We start from the raw sequence: 21723 nt of genomic DNA, 5'->3' as shown, positions 1-21723 counted from the left end.
CCAGGCGCAGCTCATTGGAGAACGCGAAGGCCTGCCGATGCCGGCTTGCTCGTCCCGAAGGCGACCAACTCCGAAGCCGCGGCGATTGGGGCGCCCTCGAAGAGGCCGGCCAGATCCAACCAACCGACAAGCCGCCGGACTTGCACGGGCGGCTCCCTCGCTCTAGCGAAAGACCTGCACCGGGCCGTTCGCTCTCGCGATGATTGCAGTAAACACTCTGTGGTGCGCGAGGGGGGACTCGAACCCCCACGTCCGAAGACAATGGCACCTAAAGCCATCGCGTATGCCATTTCGCCACTCGCGCGAGCCCGTCCAGGATAGCTCCGCTCTTGAGGAAAGTGTCAGAGGGACCACTTAACCTCGATTCCAACGTAAGGGGGCTGAGTGCGCGCAGTCGACGACTTCGAGGAGGTTCGCCGACTCATTGCGGTTGGCCTCGATAATTCCGCCATTTCACGACACACCGGCGTGCCGAGGACCACCGTGTGCGACTGGCGAAACCGCCCTCCGCCACGCCTGGCCCACCCACTCGACTGCCGATCGCATAGCTACTCGTCGCTGCCATCGACGGATTACGCCTACCTTCTCGGCTTGTACCTCGGCGACGGCTGCATTTCACGGATGGGCCGCGTTTGGCGTCTCCGCATTGCCCTCGACACCAAGTACCCGGGCATCATCGACAGCTGCCGGAAGGCAATCGACGTCGTGATGGATGGGCAGCACGCCCACGTGCAGCAGCAGAAAGCGAACTACGTCGTAGTGTCGCTCTACTCCAAACACTGGCCGTGCCTTTTCCCGCAGCACGGACCCGGCCCCAAACACCTCCGGCCGATCGTCCTGGAAGCCTGGCAGCAGGCCCACGTCGACGCGGCGACCGAGGACTTTGTCCGAGGTCTCATCCACAGCGACGGGTGCCGGGTGGTCGCCAACGACCGCGGGGTGGCCAGCGTCCGGTACCACTTCACCAACCACTCCACCGACATCCGCAACCTGTTCTGTGCGGCACTCGACGCGCTCGGCATCCCGTGGACGCAGAACAGTCGCTACATGATCGCCGTCTACCGCAAGGCGGCCACGGCCCGCCTCGACGAGTTCATCGGCCCCAAGGCCTGAAAATCGGCGGGCGGTAAAGTTGACCCATGTCCACTACACGACGTAGGAGACCCGCGCTCATCGCGCTGGCCACCGTCGGCGCCACCGGCTGCATGCTGCTGGCGTGGTGGCAGTGGACCCGCTACGAATCGAACTCGGGGACCTTCCTGAACCTGGGCTATGCCCTGCAGTGGCCGATGTTCGCCGCGTTCTGTGTCTACGCCTACTACAAGTTCGTCCGGCTGGAGGAAGCTCCGCCGACCTACGACGAGCCGACCGACACCGCCCGGGCGACCGAGATCCCCGCCGGCCTGCTGCCCGAGCGTCCCACCGCCGCAGCGGGCGTCGAGGATGATCCGACGCTGCGGGAGTACAACGCCTATCTCGCCGAGCTCGCCAGATCCGACAACCCTGAGGACAGGACGAAGAAGTCATGAGCACACCCGACGGCCAGGACACCCAGACCCCGGTGGTTCCGCTGGCTTCCATCCAGAAGGCACTGGCTAGCTACCGCGTGCTGGCTTGGGCGACCGGTCTCTGGCTCATCGCGCTGTGCTACGAGATGGTGATGAAGTATGTCTTCAACGACGATTCGTTGAGCTGGATCGCCGTCGTGCACGGCTGGGTGTACTTCGCCTACCTGATCGCCACCGCGAACCTGGCCGTCAAGGTTCGTTGGCCACTCGGCCGCACGCTCGGCACACTGATCTCGGGCACGGTGCCCGTGCTCGGACTCATCGTCGAGCACTTCCAGACTCAAGACGTGAAGAAGCGCTTCGGTCTGTAACCGCCTCGGTCGGCCGCACGGCCGGGATCAGTAGCGCGCCGACCGCCGATGCCGCGGCCACCCCGGCGGCAACGATCAACGCCACCCGGAACCCGTCCAGCGTCGGCACCTCCTGCCCGCCGGCCGTCATCGTCATCCCCGCCAGGATCGCGCCGATCACCGCGCTGGAGATCGATGTGCCCAGCGACCGGGCCAGCGCGTTGAGTCCGTTGGCCGCGGCCGTCTCCGACATCGGGACGGCGGCGTTGATCAGCGCCGGCATCGAGGCATAGGCGAAGCCCACCCCGATGCTGACCAGGACGTTGAAGATCAGCACCTGCGGGCCGCCGCCCAGCAGCCACAACCCGGCCAGATACGACCCGGCGATCACCAGGCAGCCGACGAACAACGTGAACCGCGGTCCGCGCGCCGCGGCCACCCGTGCCGCGATCGGCGCCATCACCATCATGGCCAGTCCGCCCGGAGCCATCCACAGCCCGGCCTCCAGCATCGACATGCCCAGCCCGTAACCCGTCTCGACGGGCAGTTCGAGCACCTGCGGGGCGATCAGCGACAGCGCGAACATCGCGAAGCCGACGCCCACCGAGGCGATGTTGGTGATCAGCACGGGCGGCCGCGCCGAGGTACGCAGATCGACGATCGGCGAGTCGAACCGCAGTTGCCAGACCACGAAGACGGCGAAGACCGCCACCGAGGAACCGAACATCCCGACGGTCAGCCCGGACGTCCAGCCCCAGTCGCGGCCCTTGGTGATGCCGAGCAGCAGGGTCACCAGCCCGCCCGCCAGCAACACCGCCCCCAGCGGGTCGAGTCGGTCGGCGGAGCTCGCCGGGACCGCCGGCACCAGCACGACGAACAGCACCAGCAGCACCACCCCGATGCCCGCGGCGAACCAGAACAGCGCGTGCCAGGAGAACTGCTGGGCGATCGCCGCCGACAACGGCAGACCGAGCGCGCCGCCCACACCCAGCGACGAGCTCATCAGTCCCATCGCACCACCCACCCGCTCGGCGGGAACCGACGCGCGCAGCACACTGATGCCCAGCGGGATGATGGGGATGCCCACACCCTGCATGCCTCGGCCGATGACGAATGGGATCAGACTCGAGCTCGCGGCGGCGATCGACGAGCCGGCGATCAGCACCACCGCGCACGCGATCAGGATGGGTTTCGGGCCGTACAGATCGCCCAGCCTGCCGAACACCGGGGTGGCGACGGCGGCGGTCAGCAGGGTCGAAGTGATCGCCCAGGATGCGTCAGAAACGCTGGCGTCGAGCAGCTTCGGCAGTTCCGGGATCAGCGGGATCATCAACGTCTGCATCAGGGAGACGCTGATACCGGCAGCGCACAGCACGGCGATGAGCACACCGGGATGGGCCGCCGAGACTGTCCGGGAGGGCCGCCGCTGAACGGGGGGAACCACGCCCGCGAGCATTACACGTTAGTTGCGCTATGCAAAATTCCGCCTCGCCCTTGGCGAAACTCGCGTACCCGGGGTTCGGACTCGAGGATTCGCCCCCGGTACGCGTGTTTCGCCGCGGGAGTCCGCGGGGGGTCCGCGCGCGTCCGACTCAGACCAGCGTGCGCAGCGCGGGCAGCAGCAGCGCCAGCGCCCGGCCGCGGTGCGAGGCGGCATCCTTCTCCGCCGGCGACAACTCCGCCGCCGAGCGCGACGATTCGGTCGGCACGAAGATCGGGTCGTAGCCGAAGCCGCCGTCCCCGCGCGGCGCCCGCGCGATCGTGCCCGCCCACTCGCCGCGCACCACCGTCTCCCCTGCCGCGGAGACCAGCGCACACGCAGACACGAAGGCCGCGCCGCGCCGGTCGTCGGGGACATCGCGCAACTGCCCCAACAGCAGTTGCAGATTCGCCTCGTCATCGCCGTGCGCACCGGCCCACCGTGCCGACAGCACGCCGGGCATCCCGTTCAGTGCATCGACGGCCAATCCGGAATCGTCGGCCACCGACGGCAATCCGGTCGCGGCGAAGGCATCGCGCGCCTTGGCCAATGCGTTCTCCTCGAAGGTGGCACCCGTCTCGGGCGCCTCCGGGAAGTCGGGGACGCCCGTCAGCGACAGCAACTCCAACCCGGAGACCCCGGCCGCGTCGAGCACCCGGCGCAGCTCGGCCAGCTTCTTGGCGTTGCGCGAGGCAACCAGTAACCGGGTCAGCTTCCGAACGCCTTCTTGGCCGGCCCGGTGGGCTCGGGAAGGACGCCCGGATACGGCAGCTCGAGTGCCGCCCGCTGGATCGCGAACAGTTCCTCGCAACCGGCCAACGCCGCATCGAGCATCTTGTCCAGCGTCGACCGCGGGAACGTGGCGCCCTCGCCGGTGCCCTGGATCTCGACCAGGGTGCCGGTGTCGGTGGCGACGACGTTCATGTCGACCTCGGCACGGGAGTCCTCGGTGTAGGGCAGGTCCAGGCGCACCCGGCCGTCGACCACGCCGACCGACACCGCGGCGATGGCGCACGACAACGGCCGCGGATCGGAGAGCTTGCCGGCCGCCGCCAGATAGGTCACGGCATCGGCCAGCGCGACATAGGCGCCGGTGATCGCGGCAGTGCGGGTGCCACCGTCGGCCTGCAGCACATCGCAGTCGACGGCGATGGTGTTCTCCCCCAGCGCGCCGAGGTCGATGCACGCCCGCAGCGAGCGGCCGACCAGCCGGCTGATCTCCTGGGTGCGTCCGCCCACCTTGCCCTTGACCGACTCCCGCCCGGAGCGCTCGTGGGTGGCCGCCGGCAGCATCGCGTACTCGGCGGTGAGCCACCCCTGACCGCTTCCCTTTCGCCAGCGCGGCACGCCCTCGGTGACCGAGGCGGTGCACATGACCCGGGTCTGGCCGAATTCCACCAGGACCGAACCCGCGGGATGAGAGGTGAAACCGCGGGTGATGACCACTGGCCTCAGCTCGTCGTCAAGCCGGCCGTCTTCTCGTCTGGACACCGGCCAACCCTAACGCGGCATCCCGACCGATAACTCAGTGGCGGGTCACATCGATGGTCTCGCCGCACACCACCGCGTGCACGGGACCGTCGAACTCCGCCTTGGCCTCGCTGATGACGTCCTCGCGCGAGGTCCACGGCGGGATATGGGTCAGCAGCAGTTCGCCGACACCGGCGCGCGCCGCGATCTGACCGGCCTCGGTACCGGACAGATGCAGGTTCGGCGGACGTTCCGGCGAGTGCGTCCAGGAGGCCTCGCACAGGAACACGTCGACACCGCGCGCCAATTCCACCACCGCATCACAGATCCCGGTGTCGCCGCTGTAGGCGAATGTCACGCCGTCGCGGTCGGTGAAGCGCATGCCGTAGGACTCGGTCGGATGACACACGAGCCGGGGCTCGACGGTCAGCGCGCCCAGGCGCACCGCCTGTCCGTCGACCCAGGGCTGAATGTCGAAGATGTCGGTCACGTCGTCGATCTCGCCGCCCTCCGGCGACGACGCGGCACCCAGCCGTTCCCAGGTATGCGTCGGACCGAACAGCATGGCGCGCCCCTCGGGCGGGTTCGGATGGTAGCGGCGCCAGACGAACAGGCCGGGCAGATCCAGACAGTGATCGGCGTGCAGGTGCGAGAGCAGCACGTTGACCGAGCCGGGGTCGGCGTGGCGTTGCAGCGCGCCCAGCACCCCGCCGCCGAAGTCCAGGACCATCGGCACGGTGTCGGGCTCGGTCAGCAGATATCCGGACGCGGGCGAATCGGGGCCGACAACACTGCCGGAACAACCCAGTACGGTGATTCGCACATCACTAGCTTGCCACGTCCGCCAGCACAGCGACGAAAGCATGACCGCATTGGGCGACAAGTTTCATTTTGTGTCCGCACCGTGATGCGCGCCCCGGCACCCACGCCGACGCGGCGCGGATGGCATGGCGCCACCCCGCGCGATCGACGTCACAACAGCACAGGCGCTCAGTAGCGCAGCGCGGGCGGGCTGGTGCGCCGCTCGCGGGCCTTGCGCTCCGGACCGGACAGCACGTACGCCGCGATCACCCCGGCGATCGCGCCGGACAGGTGACCCTGCCAGGACACCCCCGGCGCACCGGGCAGCACGCCGAACAGGATGCCGCCGTAGACCAGTGCGACGATGACCCCCACCACGATCTCCCAGGCGGTTCGGGTGAAGAACCCGAACACGATCAGGAAGGTCAGCCAGCCGAAGATCAGGCCCGACGCCCCGATGTGGTTGGTGGTGCACTGCACGCCCACATAGGGGCAGTGCGCGCCGATGTTGCCGATCAGCCAGGTGCCGAACCCGCCGAGCAGCCAGATGATCGCGGTGGCGCCGAGGAATCGCCCCATCCCGGCCAACGTCATCAGGAAGCCGAGCACCAGGGCGGGCACGGTGTTGGCGATCAGGTGCGGCCACCCGCCGTGCAGCAGCGGCGCCCACAGGATTCCCCACAGCCCGTCGGTCTCCAGCGGGCGGATGCCGTCCTGGTCGAGTCGGTGACCGAGGACGGTGTCGACGATCTCCATGACGTAGAGCAGCGCCACGAAACCGACAATGGTGATGCCGCCGACCACCCACGCCGGCTTCTGCTTCGGCTCGGGGGTGACGGGGTGGTTCATAGCCGATGCCTCATGCCCACAACTGCCCTTCCAACGCGTCCTCCGCGTCATCCAGGCTACCGGCGTAGGCACCGGTGGACAGATACTTCCAGCCGGCATCGCAGATGGTGAACGCGATGTCGGCGGATTCGCCGGCCTTGACGGCCTTGGCGGCCATGCCGAGTGCGGCGTGCAAAATCGCACCCGAGGAAATACCGGCGAAGATGCCCTCCACCTGGACCAGCTCCCGGGTGCGCTTGATCGCGTCGAACGCACCGACCGAATAGCGGGTGGTCAGGATCTCCGGGTCGTAGAGCTCGGGAACGAAACCCTCGTCGATGTTGCGCAGCGCGTAGACACCTTCGCCGTAGCGCGGTTCGGCGGCCACGATCTGGACCCCGGGCACATGCTCGCGCAGGAACCGGCCGGTACCCATCAGGGTGCCGGTGGTACCCAGCCCGCCGACGAAGTGGGTGATCTCGGGCAGATCGGCCAGCAGCTCCGGGCCGGTGCTCTCGTAGTGCGCGGCCGCGTTGGCCGGATTGCCGTACTGGTAGAGCATCACCCACGAGGGATTCTGTGCGGCAAGCTCTTTGGCGTGCGCGACGGCCGTGTTCGAACCGCCCTCGGCGGGCGAGTAGATGATCTTCGCGCCGTAGAGCTCAAGGAGCTGGCGCCGTTCGATCGAGGTGTTCTCCGGCATCACGCAGATCATCCGGTAGCCCTTGAGCAGGGCCGCCATGGCCAGCGAGATACCGGTGTTGCCGCTGGTGGGTTCGAGCAGCGTATCCCCCGGCGTGATCAACCCGTCGCGCTCGGCCTGCTCGATCATCCGTAGCGCGGGCCGGTCCTTGATGGACCCGGTGGGGTTGCGGTCCTCCAGCTTGGCCCAGATCCGCACGTGGGGCTGCTGATCGGCCGCGTCCCACCGCGGCGACAACCGCTGCAGCCCGACCAGCGGGGTGTTCCCCAGGGCCTGCAGCAGCGAGTCGTAACGCATGCCTAGCCGCCCGCGACGGCGGGCAGGATCGTGACCGAATCGCCATCGGCGATCGCGGTGTCCAATCCGCCGGAGAACCGGACGTCCTCGTCGTTGACGTAGATGTTGACGAAGCGGTGCAACTTGCCCGCATTGTCGGAGTCGATGAGGCGCTCGGAGATGCCCGAGTAGTTGGCCTCCAGATCGGCGATGACGGCCTGCAGGGTCGCCCCGCTGGCTTCGACGCGCTTCTCCCCGCCGGTGTGGGTGCGCAGGATAGCCGGGATCGACACGGTTACGGACACGGTGGCCTCTCTCAGGATTCGTAGTTGTCGACGATGCTGACAGGTTCTTCGGTGACGACGCCGTCGAGGATGCGGTAACTGCGCAGTTCGTGCGCCTCCGGATCGCGCGTCGAGACCAGGACGTAGTGGGCGTCCGGTTCGGAGGCGAAGGAGATGTCGGTGCGGCTCGGGTAGGCCTCGGTGGCGGTGTGCGAGTGATAGATGACGACCGGGACTTCGTCGTTGTCGTCCATCTGGCGCCACACCTTGAGCTGCTCGCCGGAGTCGAACCGGTAGAACGTCGGGGACCGCTCGGCGTTGACCATCTCGATGAAACGCTCGGGGCGATCCGAACCCTCCGGGCCGGCGATCACGCCGCAGGCCTCGTCGGGATGGTCGGCGCGCGCATGGGCGACCATGGCGTCCACCAGGTCGGCGCGGATCACCAGCACGTCAGGACTCCGTCTCTCTTGCAGATGCGAACGCTCCGGGCAACAGGTCACGATAGGTCGGTATTCCGGCGACCGACTCGGCGGCCAGCACTCCGACCAGGACGGCGCGGGCCAGGCAGTCGGCCGCGGCGGCTCCGAGCGCGGTCACCAGTGCGGTCTCCGGGGACATCGCCGTGGGCACCTTCTCCGACGGCGCCACCTGCACCGCACCGGTGGCCAGCGCAAAGACGGTGTCACCGTCGACCGGGGTGTGGGCCGGCCTGATGGCATGCGCCAGCCCGTCCTGGGCGGCGACGGCCAGCCGACGGCATCCCGCCGGGCTCAACGCGGCATCGGTGGCCACGACGGCGATGGTGGTGTTCAGCGGGCCGCTCTTCTTATCCAGGGCCGCGAACTCGGCGATCTGCTCGGCCGGCGGGGCGCTCAGACCGAACCGGGCGATCAGATCGGCCATCCAGGGCAGGCCGGTGGCCGGATCGATGACATTGCCTCCGGAGTTGACCGCGACGACGGCGCCCACGGTGACCCCCAGCTCGGGCAGCCGGATCGAGGCGGTGCCGAGCCCGCCCTTGAGCACGCCGGCCCGCGCGCCCGCGCCGGCGCCGACGTTGCCGACCGCGACGGACCCACCCCTGTCACCGGAGTCGGCCGCGGATTGCACGGCGGCATAACCGAATTCGGCGGTCGGCCGGCAACCCCAGCCGCCCACCGGCAGGTCGAAGATGACCGCACCCGGAACGATCGGCACCACCCCGCCGTCCATCGCGACACCGCGGCCCTGTTCCTCCAGCCAGGTCATCACGCCGTCGGCGGCGGCCAGTCCGTAGGCGCTGCCACCGGTCAGCAGCACCGCATCCACATGGCGCACGCTGTTGGCCGGATCGAGCAGATCGGTCTCGCGACTGCCCGGCGCGCCGCCACGGCAGTCGACCGCGCCGACGGTGCCCACCGGGGCCAGCACGACGGTGCTGCCCGCGGCCCAGCCCGACCCGAGGGTGACATCGTCGTCGATGCGGTGATGATGCCCGACGCGGATACCGGCGACATCGGTGATGGCGCCGACATCGGTCATCGGTTCTGCCCCAGCAGGCCCAGCACGAGGTACTCCTGCAGCACGGTCAGCCACTGGTAGACGTCCAGGTGACCGGCCATCGGGTGGCCGACCGGCAGCTGGTCCAGCCCGCCGGGGCCGATCTCGAGCATGGTGCCCAGCGCCAGCCGCACATCGTTGACCGAGGACGCCCACGCCTGCGCATCGTCCTCGGACAGCTCGAACTTCCCTCCGCCGTCGGGCAGCGTGTCCAGAAGGCGCTGCGCGGCTTGCCGTTTCGCGTCGATGATGGCCGGTTCGTGCAGGCTGCGCAGCGCACTGTTGAGGCTGTCGGCGGCCGACGAGCCCGCCGGGTGCTCGGTGCGGGCCCGGTAGAAGTCGGGCAACAACCGCTTCATCGTCTCGTCCTCGGGCGGTGCCGAATGGCCGGTCCGGATGCCGGTGAGTTCACTGAGTTCATCGGTCGGAGCGGCGGATTCGCGGTCATCGAGCATCCCGGTCAGCGAGCTGACCAGGTTACGCAGCAGGTCCGCCTCGTGCGCGGCCAGCGAGGACCGGAATCGCGGGCCGTCGGCGCCCTCGACACGTTTCCATTTGCGCACGTGTCAGCGGTCCTGCTGCATGGTCGCCCACAGCCCCGCCGAGTGCAGCTTGGTGACGTCGACCTCCATCGACTCCCGGCTGCCCGCGGACACCACGGCCTTGCCCTCGGTGTGCACCTGCATCATCAACTTGGTGGCGTGCGGTTCGGAGTAGCCGAACAGCTTCTGGAACACATAGGTCACATAGGACATCAGGTTCACCGGGTCGTCCCACACGATCGTCACCCAGGGGCTGTCGGTCGCATCGCGACTCTCGGTGGCCTCGTCCTCACGGGTACCCGGCCGAGTCCGCGCTGGGGTAACCATGCCCGACAGACTACCGGGGTGCGACTTCGCGCCCGAATCGGAACCGGACCGATACGGTTGGGGACGTGAACGACCCCGTGAGCACCGCGCTGCTGACCGACAAGTACGAGCTGACCATGCTCGCCGCGGCGCTGCGCGACGGGTCGGCGCAGCGCCGCTGCACCTTCGAGGTGTTCGCCCGCCGGCTGCCCGACGGCCGCCGCTACGGGGTGGTCGCCGGTACCGGGCGCTTCGTGGATGCGCTGGCGCACTTCACCTTCGGCGAGGACGCCTTGGCAGGAGTCGCAGACTTCCTCGACGAGGGCACCCGCGAGTTCCTGGCCGGCTTCCGGTTCAGCGGGGACATCGACGGCTACCCCGAGGGTGAGCTGTACTTCCCCAACTCGCCGGTGCTCTCGGTGCGCGGCAGCTTCGCCGAGTGCGTCATCCTGGAGACCCTGGCGCTCTCGGTGCTCAACCACGACTGTGCGATCGCCTCCGCCGCGGCCCGGATGGTCTCGGCTGCGGGTGGGCGCCAGCTCATCGAGATGGGTTCGCGGCGCACCCACGAGCAGGCCGCCGTCGCCGCGGCCCGCGCCGCCTGGATCGCCGGCTTCGACGGCAGCTCGAACCTGGCCGCCCAGCACCGCCACGGCGTGCCCGCGCTGGGCACCAGCGCCCATGCCTTCACGCTGCTGCACACCGGACCGGGCGGCACCGCGGACCGGGCCGCGCAGGACGAATCCGAGCGCACGGCCTTCGCCGCCCAGGTCGAGGCGCTCGGCGTGGGAACCACCCTGCTGGTGGACACCTACGACATCACCGCCGGGGTGGCCAACGCCATCGCGGTCGCCGGACCCGAACTGGGTGCGGTGCGCATCGACTCCGGTGACCTCGGGGTGCTCGCCGGCCAGGTCCGTCGCCAGCTCGACGATCTGGGCGCCCACGGCACCCGGATCGTGGTGTCCGGTGATCTCGACGAGTTCGCCATCGCCGCGCTGCGGGCCGAGCCGGTGGACAGCTACGGCGTGGGCACCTCGCTGGTCACCGGTTCCGGGGCGCCGACCGCCGGAATGGTTTACAAGCTCGTCGAGGTCGACGGTGTCCCGGTGCAGAAGCGCAGTGCGCAGAAGGGATCCCAGGGCGGGGCCAAGGAGTCGGTGCGTGTCGCCAAACCGTCGGGAACGATCACCGAAGAGGTCGTCTTTCCCGCCGGCCACCGGCCCGACATCGAACCCGGCCTGACCGCCCGGCCGTTGAGTGTCCCGCTGGTGCGCGGCGGCGAACCCGTCGCCGCGCCCGATCTGAAGGCGGCCCGCACCCTGATGGCGGCCGGGCTGACCAGCCTGCCCTGGGACGGGCTGAAGCTCTCCAGGGGTGAACCGGCCGTGCCCACCCGGGTGGTCGCCGCGACGTGACCGACGTTCCCGTCACCGAGTTGCTGGCCGGAGCGGTCGACGCCCTCGGTGGTGCTCAGCGGCCCGGGCAGGTGCAGATGGCCGAGGCCGTCACCGAGGCATTCGAGACCGGCAGGCACCTGGCCGTGCAGGCCGGCACCGGTACCGGCAAGTCGCTGGCCTACCTGGTGCCCGCGATCGCCCGCGCGGTCGCGGCCGGCCAGCCCGTGGTGGTCTCGACCGCCACCATCGCGCTGCAACGCCAGCTCGTCGACCGCGACCTGCCGCGACTGGCCGACGCGCTGGCCCCGCGGTTGCCGCGCAAGCCCACCTTCGCCCTGCTCAAGGGGCGCGGTAACTATCTGTGTCTGAACAAGATCCACAACGGCGCCGCCGAGGGCGAGGATCTGCCGCAGGAGGAACTGTTCGACGCGGTCGCCGCGACCGCACTGGGCCGCGATGTGCAGCGGTTGACCGCCTGGGCGTCGGACACCGACACCGGTGACCGCGACGAGCTGACCCCGGGCGTGCCGGACCGGTCCTGGAGCCAGGTCAGCGTGTCGGCCCGCGAGTGCATCGGGGTGTCGCGGTGCCCCTACAGCGCCGACTGCTACTCGGAGAAGGCGCGCGCCAAGGCGGGCACCGCCGATGTGGTGGTGACCAACCACGCGCTGCTGGCCATCGACGCCATCGCCGACGCGTCGGTGCTTCCCGAACACGAACTGCTGGTCGTCGACGAGGCGCACGAACTCGCCGACCGCGTCACCGGCGTCGCGACCGGCGAGCTGTCGGCCACCGCGCTGGGCGCCGCCCAGCGGCGGATCGGCCGGTTGGTGGCCGACGAACTCGTCGAGCGGTTCGAGGCGGCCGGGGCGAACCTGGCCTCGGCGATCTACGATGCCGAACCCGGCCGCATCGACCACCTCGACGACGAACTGGCCACCTACCTGACCGCGCTGCGCGATGCCGCGTTCGTGATCCGGTCGGCGATCGACACCACGCCGTCGGACCCACAGGCCGCCGCGGCACGCACCGAGGCCGTCACCGCGGTCACCGAGATCGGCGATATCGCCGCCCGCATGCTGGACTCGTTCGGCCCCGCCATCCCCGACCGCGTCGATGTGGTGTGGCTGGATCACGAGGAGAACACCCGCGGGGCCGCGGGCAAGCGGGCCATCCTGCGGGTGGCGCCGCTGTCGGTGTCGGGTCTGTTGCGCACCAGGCTCTTTGCCCGCGCCACCGCCGTACTCACCTCGGCGACGCTGACGCTGGGTGGCAGCTTCGACGCCATGGCTGCGGCCTGGGGCCTGTCCGGCGGCGACTCGGCCGACACCTGGCGTGGGCTCGACGTGGGTTCACCGTTCGACCACGCCAAGTCCGGAATCCTCTACGTGGCAAAGCATCTGCCGCCGCCCGGCCGTGACGGCAGCGGATCGGCTGCCCAACTCGACGAGATCGAGGCGCTCATCACCGCGGCGGGCGGGCGCACGCTGGGCCTGTTCTCCTCGATGCGCGCGGCCAGGGCCACCGCCGAGGTGATGGCCGAGCGGCTGTCGACACCGGTGCTGTGCCAGGGCCAGGACACCACGGCCGCGTTGGTCAAGCAGTTCGCCGACGATGAGGAAACCTCGCTGTTCGGCACGCTGTCGCTGTGGCAGGGCGTCGACGTGCCGGGTCCCACCCTGTCGCTGGTGATCATCGACCGGATTCCGTTCCCGCGTCCCGATGATCCGCTGCTGACTGCCCGGCAGCGCGCCATCGCCGCCCGCGGCGGCAACGGGTTCATGGCGGTGGCCGCCAGCCACGCGGCGCTGCTGCTGTCCCAGGGCGCGGGCCGCCTGCTGCGCCGCGTCGACGACCGTGGCGTGGTCGCGATCCTGGATTCCCGGATGGCCACCGCCCGCTACGGCGGATTCCTGCGCGCCTCGCTGCCACCGTTCTGGGCGACCACCGACCCGCAGCGGGTGCAGGCCGCGCTCATTCGACTGCGCGCCGGCTGAATTTCACTATTCTGCTAGCGAGGTGGCGGCCCGCCCGGGCGCACCGGAAGGCGGGGCAGATGGGGCGACGGCTCATCCCGGGAGTGGTGCTGGCCGGTGGTGCGGCACTGATCCTCAGCGGCTGCGCGCAGCCGGTCCAGGGCAGCGCGGTGTCGGTGTTCGCCGATCCGTTCCGGGTGGCCGGGATGCCCGCCACCGACGGCCCCACCGGGCTGCGCGACGACGCAGCCGAACCCACCCGTGATGTCACCGGCACCGACGGCGGCGAGATCGACCACCTCGCCGCCAGCGCGATCAGCGATATCGAGGAGTTCTGGGAACAGTCCTACGGGGAGAGCTTCGACGGCGAGTTCGAACCGGTATCGGAGTTGATCTCCTGGGACGCAGATGGTTTCGACGGGGTGTTCTGCGAGAGCGACACCTACAATCTGGTCAACGCCGCGTTCTGTCACGATGACAGGACCATCGGCTGGGACCGCGGCGTGCTGCTGCCCTCGCTGTTGCGCGCCAATGGCGACATGGCCGTCTCGATGGTGATGGCACATGAGTACGGGCATGCCATCCAGGAGCAGGCCGGGCTGGTGTCGCGCTCCACCCCGACACTGGCGGCCGAACAGCAGGCCGACTGCCTGGCCGGGGTGTACATGCGCTGGGTCGCCGAGGGCAGCTCACCGCGTTTCACGCTGTCAACCGGTGACGGGCTGAACAATCTGATGGGTGCGATGATCGCGTTCCGGGACCCGCTGCTGAGCGTCGACGACTCCGAAGCCGGTGAGGACGAGCACGGTTCGGCGTTCGAGCGGGTGTCGGCGTTCCAGTTCGGGTTCACCGACGGGGCGGCGTCCTGCGCGGCGATGGACCCGGCCGAGATCAAACAGCGCCGTGGTGATCTGCCGGTGCTGTTACCCGAGGATCAGTCGGGCGAACTGCAGATCACCGCGGATTCGGTGCGTTCGGTCGTCGACGCGATGAACATCCTGTTCGAACCGGCCGATCCGCCCGAGCTCACCTTCGATCAGCCGGACTGCCCGGACGCGGACTCCGACGCCCCGGCCGCCTTCTGCCCGGCCACCAACACCATCGCGGTGGATCTGCCTGCGCTGGAACTGCTGGGCGCCCAATCCGATGACGAGGACGCCGGCCTGGCCACCGGGGACAACACCGCTTACTCGGTGTTGGTGTCGAGGTACATGCAGTCGATCCAGCATCAGCACGGCGGGGTGGAACTGGACACCGCGCAGGCGGCGTTGCGCACCGCATGCCTGACCGGGGTCGCGACCGCCAAGCTCGTCGACGAGGTGAACACCCCCGACGGCAACACGATCGCCCTGACCGCGGGCGATGTGGACGAGGCGGTGTCCGGGATCCTGCTCAACGGTCTGGTCGCCAGCGATGTCAACGGCGAATCGGTGCCGTCGGGCTTCTCCCGCATCGACGCCTTCCGGGTCGGTGTGCTCGGCGAGTCCGACCGCTGCTTCAAGCGGTTCCCCTGATCACCGACGAGCCTCAGACCACCTTCGTCTCGCCGTAGTAGGCCAACACCGCGTCGGACTCGTCGGTGGACCGGGTCAGGAACGCATACGAGCGGATGAACGACTGCCCGACGCAGCCGTCGATCTTCACCTGGAAGTTGCTCACCAACACCCAGGGGTCGGCGCCTCTGAATTCCTTCTCGGTCACCGGGACGATATTGATGATCCCCGGCTTGAGGCCGACCGCGACACCACCGGTGACGGGCGTCGTCAGCACCGGCACCAGACCGTCGAGTGCGGGATCGGCGACGTCGACACCGGCCAACCCGACCGACGGGGTCACCCCCGCCGTGCCGGTCAGCGTCACACCGTTCGAGGTGCTCATGTCGATACCGCAGCCGATCTGGTAGCCGACCTCCATGACGCCCTCGGGCGGCGGCCCGTCCGCCGGTCCGGTGATATTGCCCCGGAACGTGCCGCCCACGACGTAGCTGCGCGACGATATCGCGGTCGTCAGCGGAGCTCTGACCAGCTGGGTCTCGTCGGCCGCCGACAGGGTCAGCGTCCACCCGTCCGGCGTCCGGGTGGTCACCGGCGGCGGCGAGGACACCGACCCGTGTGGTAGCGGGCCCGGTGGCGGCGGCAGCGCCACCGCCGCGGGTTGGACTACCGGGCTCAGCGGCGGCTCCAGGGCCGGGTCGATGGCCGGCGCGAACACCGGGTCGACGTCCGGTTCGGCCGGGTCGATACCCGGATCGGCCAGCACGCCGGGTGCGCACGCGATCGCCGCGGTCATCACCACCGCAAGCAGGGCGAAGGGCCGTCCATCTCTGGGCACCTCGAGGAACTTACATCGCCTATATAACCGTCTGGCCACGACAAAGACACGGCCCGTACCGACCCGGCGGGTCAGCCCAGCGGGATGCGCAGCACGCTGCCGTGCTCCAGTCCACTCTCCAGCGCCACCCAGAGCGATCCGTCCGCGGCGATCGCGAGTCCGTGCGGTTCGCTGCCGGCCGGCAGGTCGATGGCGTCGACATCGCCGTCGGCGTCCACCCGCGCGATCTGGTCCGCGCCCCACAGGCTGACCCAGACCCCACCGGTCGGATCCGCCACCACGGCGTGCGGCTTACCGGGTAGGTCGAGTTCCTGGATGGCCTCGTCGGTCGGGATCCGGCCGAGCTTGTCGGCCAGGATCTCGGTGAACCAGACCGCGTCGTCGTGGGTTGCGGTGATACCGACCGGGCCGGCGGCACGGGTGGGCAGTTCGCGCACGGTCAGCTCGCCCGACAGATCCAGCCGTCCGACGGCGCTGCGCTGGTTCATCGTGAACCAGAGCGCACCGTCGGGACCGGCGGTGATCATCGCGGGCATGCCGCCGACCGGGTGCAGTTCGATCCGCCCGTCGGCCGGATCGAGCCTGCCGACCATGCCCGAGGTCATGGTGGTGAACCACAGCGCCCGGTCCGGGCCCGTGCACAGCCCGAAAGGTGCGCTGCCGGAACCGAGTTCGATCTCGCTCTGCACGCCGGACGTGGTGATGCGGCCGAGCCGGTCGTCCCCGTTACGGGTGAACCACAGCGCGCCGTCGGGTCCGGCGACGATGATCTCCGGCTTGCTGTCCGGCGCCACGTCGAACACCGTCAGCTCACCGGCATCGGTGACGCGGGCGATCTGCCCGCTGTGCACGCAGGTCACCCACATCGCCCGGTCCGGGCCGGCCGCCAGCGCGTACGGGCCGCCGGGAACCGCCACCTCGGTGATCCTGCTCATCTGCCACCCGCTCCCCACGCCCGGTGAAACTCGCGTACCGGGGGTGAAACCTCGACACCCGAACCCGGGTACGCGGGTTTCGCCGCCCAGAAAACCGGGTTGATCATGCCAGCGTGACGAGCCCGAGTTCGTTCGCCCCGGCCAGCAACCGGTGGTGCGGCAGCACCCGCACGGTATAACCGACCGGGCCGGCCACCGGCAGTGGTGTGGTGGTGGAGAACACCTGCCGCCCACCGTCGGCGCCACCGGTATGGTCCATCGGCACCGTCACCGGGTCGCGCAGGTTGTCGCCACCGTCGACACGGCCCAGAACCGCTTGCACCACAACCTCTTCGGGTGCCAGTCCGGCCAGATCCACGGTGGCGGTCAGGGTGAGCTCGCTGCCCAGCAGCGGGGTGTCCGGCAACCCGTAGCTGTCGACATCGGTGATCTCGATCAGCGGCCACTGCTGCTCCACCCGCTTGCGGTAGGCGGCCAGTTGCCGCGCCGCCCCGAACGGGACATCGTCGTCGTCGGGTTCGAGCGTGGCGCGCAGCGAGCCGGCCGCCGGCGCGTAGTACTTCTCGGTGTAGTCGCGCACCATCCGGGAGGCCAGCACCTTCGGGCCCAGCGCCTGCAGGGTGTGGCGCACCATCTCCACCCACCGCACCGGCACCCCGCGCTCGTCGCGGTCGTAGAACCGCGGGGTCACCGAGGTCTCCAGCAGGTCGTAGAGGGCGCCGGCCTCGATGTCGTCGCGGCGGGTCTCGTCGGCCAGCCCGTCGGCGGTGGGGATCTCCCACCCGTTCTCGCCGTCGTACCACTCGTCCCACCATCCGTCCCGGATGGACAGGTTGAGCCCGCCGTTGAGCGCGCTCTTCATGCCGGACGTACCGCAGGCCTCCAGCGGACGCAGCGGATTGTTCAGCCACACATCGCAACCCCAGTACAGCAACCGGGCCATCGACATGTCGTAGTCGGGCAGGAAGGCGATCCGGTGCCGTACCTCATGCCGGTCGGCGAACCGCACGATCTGCTGGATCAGCGACTTGCCGCCGTCGTCGGCCGGATGCGACTTACCTGCGACGATCAGCTGGACCGGACGGTCGGGATCCAGCAGCAACCGCTCGAGGCGCTGCGGGTCACGCAGCATCAGGGTCAGCCGCTTGTATGTCGGCACCCGCCGGGCAAACCCCACCGTCAGCACCTCGGGGTCGAACGCCGTTGCGATCCAACCGAGTTCGGCTTCAGATGCACCGCGTTCCAGCCACGACCGACGCAGCCGGGCGCGCACATCCTCGACCAGGAGGGAGCGCAACTGGGAGCGGATCCACCACAGATGGCCCGGATCGACCTGCTGCAGGCGCTGCCACGTCTCGGCCTCGCTGAGCGAACCGAGGTCCTCCCCGATCAGCTCGTGGGCCAGATCGACCCACTGCGGTGCCGCCCAGGTGGGCGCATGCACACCGTTGGTGATCGATCCGATCGGGACCTCGGCCGGATCGAAGCCCTGCCACAGTCCGTTGAACATCTCCCGGCTCACCTCGCCGTGCAGCAGCGAGACACCGTTGGCGCGCTGCGCGAGCCGCAACCCCATGTGCGCCATGTTGAACTTCGACGCGTCCTCTTCGGCTCCGAAGGCGATCACCCGTTCCAGCGGAACGCCCGGCAGCAGCCGCGAGACCAGGTCGGTGCCGCCGAAGTAGCGCCGCACCATCTCCACCGGGAACCGGTCGATCCCGGCCGGGACCGGGGTGTGGGTGGTGAACACCGTCGATGAGCGGACCACCGTCAGCGCGGTGTCGAAATCCAGCCCGGCCTCGATGAGTTCGCGGATGCGCTCGACGCCGAGGAAGCCGGCGTGCCCCTCGTTCATGTGGAACACCTCCGGCGCGGGCAGCCCCTCGACCTCGGTGAAGGCCCGGATGGCCCGGACCCCGCCGATACCGGCCAGCAGCTCCTGCTTGATCCGGTGCTCCTGGTCACCGCCGTAGAGCCGGTCGGTGACCCCGCGCAGATCGTGCTCGTTCTCGCCGATGTCGGAGTCGAGCAGCAGCAGCGGAACCCGACCGACCTGGGCGACGAGCACCTGGGCGTACAACCGGGCGCCGTCGGGCATGGCCAGGTCGACCAGCACCGGCTGCCCGGACCCGTCGGTGAGCAGCCTCAGCGGCAGGCCCTGCGGGTCCAGCGACGGGTAGTTCTCGTGCTGCCAACCGTCGGCGGTCAGCGACTGCCGAAAATACCCGGACCGGTAGTACAGACCGACCGCGATCAACGGCAGGCCCAGATCCGATGCGGACTTCAGGTGGTCGCCGGCCAAGATGCCCAGGCCGCCGGAATAGTTGGGCAGCACCTCGGCCACGCCGAACTCCATGGAGAAGTAGGCGATGCCGTTGGGGAACTGCCGACCGGCGTCGAGCTGCTGCTGGTACCACATCGGCCGGCTCAGATAGTCGTCCAGATCGTCGGCGCACGCGTCGACCTGCCGGGTGAACTCATCATCGGCGGCCAGCTCGTCGAGGCGCTGCGGGTGCACCGCACCCAACAGGGCCACCGGGTCGGCGCCGACCTGCTGCCACAGCCGCGGGTCGATTTCGGCGAACAGCTTCTGGGTCGGCGTGTGCCAGGACCATCTCAGGTTGACCGACAGTCGCTCCAGTGCTGAAAGCCGTTCCGGAAGGTGGGCTCGGACGGTGAATCGTCTCAGGGCTTTCACGCCAGTTCACCCTACCGACAACCGAGCGGGTGGCGGGGCAGGTTGTGGCCAACGAGATGTTGCACGGATCACCGGGAGTGACTCCATCACGCACGGCGATGTGTTCCTCACACTAGGTTGGGTACTCAGAGTCGGTATCGAGCGCGTCGAGTCATGAAGCAGAACAAGACGGATCGCGGTCACCGAAATGGGCGGCCGCACCAGTGAGGAGTTGGTGGGTGGCCGGTCGAATCGAGATCGACGACGTCGCGCCCGTGTTGTCCAATGGCCGGTTCCCGGCGAAAGCGGTGGTCGGCGAGGTGGTGCCGATCAAGGCTGCGGTGTGGCGGGAGGGCCACGACGCGGTGGCCGCCACCCTGGTGGTCCGCTATCACGGGACGGCATATCCGCGGCTGGTCGACGACCCGCCCGGCATCCCGCCCGAGGCACCCGCGCCGGTGACGCCGCCGCGGATCAAGCCCCTGCTGCTGCCGATGTCACCGGGGCGCACCCCCGATGTCCTGCACGGTCAGTTCACCCCCGACCAGGTCGGCATGTGGACCTTCCGGGTCGACGGCTGGGGTGACCCGATCGCCACCTGGCGCAAGGGTGTCATCGCCAAGCTCGACGCCGGTCAGGGCGAGTCGGAGCTGTCCAACGACCTGATCGTCGGGGCCCAACTGCTCGAACGTGCCGTCGCCGGGATGCCCCGCGAGCACCGCCAACCGCTGCTCGATGCCGCCGGTGCGCTGCGCCAACCCGGTGACCCGTTCGTCCGCGCCGGTGCGGCCCTGTCCCCCGGCATCGCCGACCTGCTGCACAGGTTCCCGCTGCGGGAGCTGCTCACCCGCGGCCAGCAGTACGGCATCTGGGTCGACCGTCCACTGGCCCGGTTCGGCTCCTGGTACGAGCTGTTCCCGCGGTCCACCGGCGGTTGGGACACCGAGGGCAGGCCGGTACATGGCACCTTCGCCACCGCGGCCAAGGAGCTGCCACGGGTGGCACGGATGGGCTTCGACGTCGTCTATCTGCCGCCGATCCACCCGATCGGCACGGTGCACCGCAAGGGTCGTAACAACACCGTCACCGCGCTGGACGGCGACGTCGGATCACCGTGGGCGATCGGCAGCAGCGAGGGTGGTCACGACGCCGTCCATCCGGACCTCGGCACCATCGACGATTTCGACGACTTCGTAGGCGCCGCAAGGGATCAGGGCCTGGAGGTGGCGTTGGACCTGGCGCTGCAGTGCGCGCCCGACCACCCGTGGGCCCAGTCCCATCCGGAGTGGTTCACGGTGCTGCCCGACGGGACCATCGCCTATGCCGAGAACCCGCCGAAGAAGTACCAGGACATCTATCCGCTCAACTTCGACAACGACCCCGCCGGTCTGTACGCCGAGGTCCTGCGGGTGGTCCGCTACTGGGTGTCGCACGGGGTCAAGATCTTCCGGGTCGACAATCCGCACACCAAGCCGCCGAACTTCTGGGCCTGGCTGATCGGCAAGGTCAAGAACGACGATCCCGACGTCCTGTTCCTGGCCGAGGCCTTCACCCGTCCGGCACGACTGTTCGGTCTGGCCAAACTGGGCTTCACCCAGTCCTATTCGTACTTCACCTGGCGCACCGCCAAGTGGGAGCTGACCGAGTACGGCCAGCAGATCGCCGAGTACGCCGATGTGGCGCGCCCGAATCTCTTCGTCAACACCCCGGACATCCTGCACGAGAGTCTGCAGCATGGCGGACCGGGCATGTTCGCCATCCGCGCCGTGCTGGCCTCGACATTCAGCTCGGTGTGGGGCGTGTACTCGGGTTATGAGCTCTACGAGCATCAGGCGGTCCGCGAGGGCAGCGAGGAGTATCTGGACTCGGAGAAATACGAGTTGCGGCCCCGCGACTTCGAGGCCGCCCTCGCCGCGGGTAATTCGTTGGAGCCATTCCTGAGCCGGCTCAACGAGATCCGTCGCCTGCACCCCGCGCTGGAACAGCTGCGGACCATCCATTTCCACCACGTGGACAACGACGCGCTACTGGCCTACAGCAAGTTCGACCCCCTCACCGGCGACTGCGTGCTCGTGGTGGTGACGCTGAACCCGTTCGGCGCGGAGGACGGCACCGTGTGGTTAGACATGGGCGCACTGGGTATGGAGCCCTACGACCAGTTCTGGGTCCGTGACGAGATCACCGGCGAGGAGTATCACTGGGGCCAGAGCAACTACGTCCGGTTGGAACCCAGCCGAGCGGTCGCGCACGTGCTGAACATGCCGCTGATACCGCAGGACGCCCGACTCAACCTGTTGCGTAGGGAGTGAGGAAA

At 69.0% G+C, this 21723-nt stretch carries 21 protein-coding genes and 1 tRNA gene; 7 read left to right on the top strand and 15 right to left on the bottom strand.

Going from position 1 to position 21723, the window contains the following annotated elements; translation table 11 throughout:
* Positions 1 to 220 precede the first annotated feature (220 nt).
* Positions 221 to 304 (bottom strand) — tRNA-Leu (locus BST17_RS10185).
* A 317-nt stretch (positions 305 to 621) separates the two neighbouring features.
* Here BST17_RS10185 and BST17_RS10180 point away from each other — a divergent pair.
* The 3 genes from BST17_RS10180 to BST17_RS10170 are packed head-to-tail and all read left to right on the top strand — an operon-like array spanning position 622 to position 1879.
* Positions 622 to 1113: a hypothetical protein gene (locus tag BST17_RS10180; protein ID WP_234807618.1), complete on the top strand. Its 492-nt coding sequence runs from the start codon at positions 622 to 624 to the stop codon at positions 1111 to 1113.
* A gap of 26 nt (positions 1114 to 1139) precedes the next feature.
* The gene (locus tag BST17_RS10175) at positions 1140 to 1529 is read left to right on the top strand and encodes a hypothetical protein (RefSeq protein ID WP_083057618.1); all 390 of its coding nucleotides are present in this window, start codon (positions 1140 to 1142) and stop codon (positions 1527 to 1529) included.
* Complete coding sequence (locus tag BST17_RS10170; RefSeq protein ID WP_083057616.1) at positions 1526 to 1879, top strand: DUF3817 domain-containing protein; 354 nt, start codon at positions 1526 to 1528, stop codon at positions 1877 to 1879. The genes BST17_RS10175 and BST17_RS10170 overlap by 4 nt, the downstream gene beginning before the upstream one ends.
* Here the strand turns inward: BST17_RS10170 and BST17_RS10165 are convergent.
* The 11 genes from BST17_RS10165 to clpS all read right to left on the bottom strand — a co-directional run bounded on the left by BST17_RS10165 (position 1827) and on the right by clpS (position 10111).
* Positions 1827 to 3302 (bottom strand): MFS transporter, encoded by a 1476-nt coding sequence (locus BST17_RS10165; RefSeq protein WP_264001981.1) that lies wholly within the window; start codon positions 3300 to 3302, stop codon positions 1827 to 1829. The two genes, BST17_RS10170 and BST17_RS10165, sit on opposite strands and share 53 nt — an antisense overlap.
* Before the next feature lie 148 nt (positions 3303 to 3450).
* Positions 3451 to 4050, bottom strand: a complete 600-nt coding sequence (rdgB, locus tag BST17_RS10160) for an RdgB/HAM1 family non-canonical purine NTP pyrophosphatase (RefSeq protein ID WP_083057932.1) — start codon at positions 4048 to 4050, stop codon at positions 3451 to 3453.
* Entirely contained in the window at positions 4047 to 4829 is a 783-nt protein-coding gene (gene rph / locus BST17_RS10155; RefSeq protein ID WP_083057612.1) for a ribonuclease PH, read from the bottom strand. The genes rdgB and rph overlap by 4 nt, the downstream gene beginning before the upstream one ends.
* Positions 4830 to 4863: 34 nt before the next feature.
* On the bottom strand, positions 4864 to 5631 hold the full coding sequence (locus tag BST17_RS10150) for a cyclic nucleotide-degrading phosphodiesterase (RefSeq protein WP_234807617.1): 768 nt from the start codon (positions 5629 to 5631) through the stop codon (positions 4864 to 4866).
* A gap of 167 nt (positions 5632 to 5798) precedes the next feature.
* Positions 5799 to 6458 carry a rhomboid family intramembrane serine protease gene (locus BST17_RS10145; RefSeq protein WP_083057606.1) on the bottom strand — a complete coding sequence of 220 codons (660 nt, stop codon included), beginning with the start codon at positions 6456 to 6458 and terminating at the stop codon, positions 5799 to 5801.
* A 10-nt stretch (positions 6459 to 6468) separates the two neighbouring features.
* A complete protein-coding gene (locus BST17_RS10140; RefSeq protein WP_083057604.1) occupies positions 6469 to 7437 on the bottom strand; it encodes a cysteine synthase in 969 nt (322 codons plus the stop codon).
* Between the two features lie 2 nt (positions 7438 to 7439).
* The gene (locus BST17_RS10135; RefSeq protein WP_083057603.1) at positions 7440 to 7721 is read right to left on the bottom strand and encodes a MoaD/ThiS family protein; all 282 of its coding nucleotides are present in this window, start codon (positions 7719 to 7721) and stop codon (positions 7440 to 7442) included.
* 11 nt (positions 7722 to 7732) lie between these two features.
* Positions 7733 to 8152 carry a M67 family metallopeptidase gene (locus BST17_RS10130; RefSeq protein ID WP_083057601.1) on the bottom strand — a complete coding sequence of 140 codons (420 nt, stop codon included), beginning with the start codon at positions 8150 to 8152 and terminating at the stop codon, positions 7733 to 7735.
* Between the two features lies 1 nt (position 8153).
* On the bottom strand, positions 8154 to 9224 hold the full coding sequence (locus BST17_RS10125) for a P1 family peptidase (RefSeq protein ID WP_083057599.1): 1071 nt from the start codon (positions 9222 to 9224) through the stop codon (positions 8154 to 8156).
* On the bottom strand, positions 9221 to 9805 hold the full coding sequence (gene aosR / locus BST17_RS10120; RefSeq protein ID WP_083057598.1) for an oxidative stress transcriptional regulator AosR: 585 nt from the start codon (positions 9803 to 9805) through the stop codon (positions 9221 to 9223). Before aosR ends, BST17_RS10125 begins: the two co-directional genes overlap by 4 nt.
* Before the next feature lie 3 nt (positions 9806 to 9808).
* On the bottom strand, positions 9809 to 10111 hold the full coding sequence (clpS, locus tag BST17_RS10115; RefSeq protein WP_083057596.1) for an ATP-dependent Clp protease adapter ClpS: 303 nt from the start codon (positions 10109 to 10111) through the stop codon (positions 9809 to 9811).
* A 65-nt stretch (positions 10112 to 10176) separates the two neighbouring features.
* Between clpS and BST17_RS10110 the strand changes: the two genes are divergently transcribed.
* Genes BST17_RS10110 through BST17_RS10100 form a run of 3 tightly spaced genes read left to right on the top strand, consistent with a single transcriptional unit; the run spans position 10177 to position 14980 of the window.
* On the top strand, positions 10177 to 11508 hold the full coding sequence (locus BST17_RS10110; protein ID WP_264001980.1) for a nicotinate phosphoribosyltransferase: 1332 nt from the start codon (positions 10177 to 10179) through the stop codon (positions 11506 to 11508).
* Positions 11505 to 13487: an ATP-dependent DNA helicase gene (locus tag BST17_RS10105; protein WP_083057595.1), complete on the top strand. Its 1983-nt coding sequence runs from the start codon at positions 11505 to 11507 to the stop codon at positions 13485 to 13487. Before BST17_RS10110 ends, BST17_RS10105 begins: the two co-directional genes overlap by 4 nt.
* Before the next feature lie 59 nt (positions 13488 to 13546).
* A complete protein-coding gene (locus BST17_RS10100) occupies positions 13547 to 14980 on the top strand; it encodes a neutral zinc metallopeptidase (protein ID WP_083057593.1) in 1434 nt (477 codons plus the stop codon).
* Between the two features lie 13 nt (positions 14981 to 14993).
* On the opposite strand, the gene BST17_RS10095 is transcribed toward BST17_RS10100, so the two are convergent.
* The 3 genes from BST17_RS10095 to glgP all read right to left on the bottom strand — a co-directional run bounded on the left by BST17_RS10095 (position 14994) and on the right by glgP (position 19430).
* Positions 14994 to 15755, bottom strand: a complete 762-nt coding sequence (locus BST17_RS10095; protein ID WP_083057592.1) for an MspA family porin — start codon at positions 15753 to 15755, stop codon at positions 14994 to 14996.
* A 113-nt stretch (positions 15756 to 15868) separates the two neighbouring features.
* Positions 15869 to 16732, bottom strand: a complete 864-nt coding sequence (locus tag BST17_RS10090) for a Vgb family protein (RefSeq protein ID WP_083057590.1) — start codon at positions 16730 to 16732, stop codon at positions 15869 to 15871.
* Between the two features lie 103 nt (positions 16733 to 16835).
* Positions 16836 to 19430, bottom strand: coding sequence for an alpha-glucan family phosphorylase (gene glgP / locus BST17_RS10085; RefSeq protein ID WP_083057589.1), 2595 nt, complete (start codon positions 19428 to 19430; stop codon positions 16836 to 16838).
* A gap of 218 nt (positions 19431 to 19648) precedes the next feature.
* Between glgP and BST17_RS10080 the strand changes: the two genes are divergently transcribed.
* Complete coding sequence (locus tag BST17_RS10080; RefSeq protein ID WP_083057587.1) at positions 19649 to 21718, top strand: alpha-1,4-glucan--maltose-1-phosphate maltosyltransferase; 2070 nt, start codon at positions 19649 to 19651, stop codon at positions 21716 to 21718.
* Positions 21719 to 21723: the final 5 nt, after the last annotated feature.

This window comes from Mycolicibacterium bacteremicum, from assembly GCF_002086115.1.
GTDB classification, from domain to species: domain Bacteria; phylum Actinomycetota; class Actinomycetes; order Mycobacteriales; family Mycobacteriaceae; genus Mycobacterium; species Mycobacterium bacteremicum.
This window is presented reverse-complemented; position numbering and strand designations above follow the sequence as displayed.

Coding starts and splice junctions, on each gene's coding strand:
- BST17_RS10180 (WP_234807618.1), top strand. CDS start 622: ATGGGCCGCGTTTGGCGTCTCCGCATTGCCCTCGACACCAAGTACCCG.
- BST17_RS10175 (WP_083057618.1), top strand. CDS start 1,140: ATGTCCACTACACGACGTAGGAGACCCGCGCTCATCGCGCTGGCCACC.
- BST17_RS10170 (WP_083057616.1), top strand. CDS start 1,526: ATGAGCACACCCGACGGCCAGGACACCCAGACCCCGGTGGTTCCGCTG.
- BST17_RS10145 (WP_083057606.1), bottom strand. CDS start 6,458: ATGAACCACCCCGTCACCCCCGAGCCGAAGCAGAAGCCGGCGTGGGTG.
- BST17_RS10140 (WP_083057604.1), bottom strand. CDS start 7,437: ATGCGTTACGACTCGCTGCTGCAGGCCCTGGGGAACACCCCGCTGGTC.
- BST17_RS10125 (WP_083057599.1), bottom strand. CDS start 9,224: ATGACCGATGTCGGCGCCATCACCGATGTCGCCGGTATCCGCGTCGGG.
- clpS (WP_083057596.1), bottom strand. CDS start 10,111: ATGGTTACCCCAGCGCGGACTCGGCCGGGTACCCGTGAGGACGAGGCC.
- BST17_RS10100 (WP_083057593.1), top strand. CDS start 13,547: ATGGGGCGACGGCTCATCCCGGGAGTGGTGCTGGCCGGTGGTGCGGCA.
- BST17_RS10095 (WP_083057592.1), bottom strand. CDS start 15,755: ATGACCGCGGCGATCGCGTGCGCACCCGGCGTGCTGGCCGATCCGGGT.
- BST17_RS10090 (WP_083057590.1), bottom strand. CDS start 16,732: ATGAGCAGGATCACCGAGGTGGCGGTTCCCGGCGGCCCGTACGCGCTG.